The 1,301-nt window shown below is 69.3% G+C and carries 1 pseudogene; it reads right to left on the minus strand.

The window, feature by feature from the left end:
• Nucleotides 1-90 precede the first annotated feature (90 nt).
• A pseudogene (locus AB0M20_RS44110) lies at nt 91-1,209 on the minus strand (putative PEP-binding protein); the annotation flags it as partial.
• Nucleotides 1,210-1,301: the final 92 nt, after the last annotated feature.

A 1,301-nucleotide genomic window follows, 5' to 3' on the forward strand; every position in this document is an offset into this window, starting at 1 on the left:
CTTCAGTTGAACGCATAAAACCGATTAAATTCTTTTTAACTTTTGCATACATTTTTAACTTGTTAAACCGCCGGCGGCGACGCGCTGCGCCGCGGCCTCCGCGACGGCTCGCACCTGCATCGCGAACAGGCCCGGAACGACCAGGCCGAGCCGGACCCCGCGCAACCCCAGCATCGGGTTGGACTCGTGCATGCGGCGCACCGCGGCCAGCAGCACCGCGTCGCGGCCGGGGTCGTCGCCCAGCGCCTCGGCGCGGGCCACCCGGGCGGAGAGGTCCTCCAGCGAGGGCAGGAACTCGTGCAGCGGGGGATCGATCAGCCGGACGGTCACCGGCAGGCCGTCCATCGCCGCGAACAGGTCGGTGAAGTCCTCCCGCTGCAGCGGGAGCAGAGCCGCGAGGGCGGCGTCGCGCTCGGTGTCGTCGGTGGCCAGGATGAGGCGCTCAACCAGCGCGCGACGGGCGCCGAGGAACATGTGCTCGGTGCGGCACAGGCCGACGCCGGTGGCGCCGAACCGGCGGGCGCGGGCGGCGTCCGGACCGGTGTCCGCGTTGGCGTGCACGCCGAGGGCGCGGACGTGGTCGGCATGTGTCATCAGCCGCTCCACCGCCGACAGCAACGCGTCGCCGTGCGCGGTGATCTCGCCCTCGAAGTAGCGGACCACCGGCGAGGGCCGCACCGGGACGGCGCCCGGGTACACCTTGCCGGACATCCCGTCGATCGAGATCACGTCGCCGGCGCGCAGCACCGTGCCGTGTACGGTGACCGTGCCCGCCTCGGCGTCGACCGCCAGCTCCTCGGCGCCGCACACGCAGGTCTTGCCCATGCCCCGGGCCACCACCGCCGCGTGCGAGGTCTTGCCGCCTCGGCTGGTGAGGATGCCCTGCGCGGCGATCATGCCGGGCAGGTCGTCCGGGTTCGTCTCGCGCCGGACCAGGATGACCGGCTCCGTCGCGGCCATCGCCTGCGCCGAATCGAACACGATCGCCCCGACGGCGGCGCCGGGTGACGCCGGCACGGCCGTGGTCAGCGCGGCCGGAGCGGCGGTGACGTCGAAGGCCGGGAACATCAGCTGGGCGAGCTGCTCGCCGCTGACCCGCAGCAGCGCCTCGTCCAGGGTGATGGCGCCCTCGTCGACCAGCTGGGCGGCGATGACGAACGCGGCGGCCGGTGTGCGCTTGCCGACCCGCGTCTGCAGCATCCACAGCTTGTGTTCTTCTTCAGTCGTTTTTTCTTCATCGCTCGTTTGAATTAAATTACCTTCTTCGGCATCGTCTAAATTTAAAAGTTTATGTTTTTGTT

The organism is Actinoplanes sp. NPDC051633 (assembly GCF_040681735.1).
In the GTDB taxonomy this organism is placed as follows: Bacteria; Actinomycetota; Actinomycetes; order Mycobacteriales; family Micromonosporaceae; genus Actinoplanes.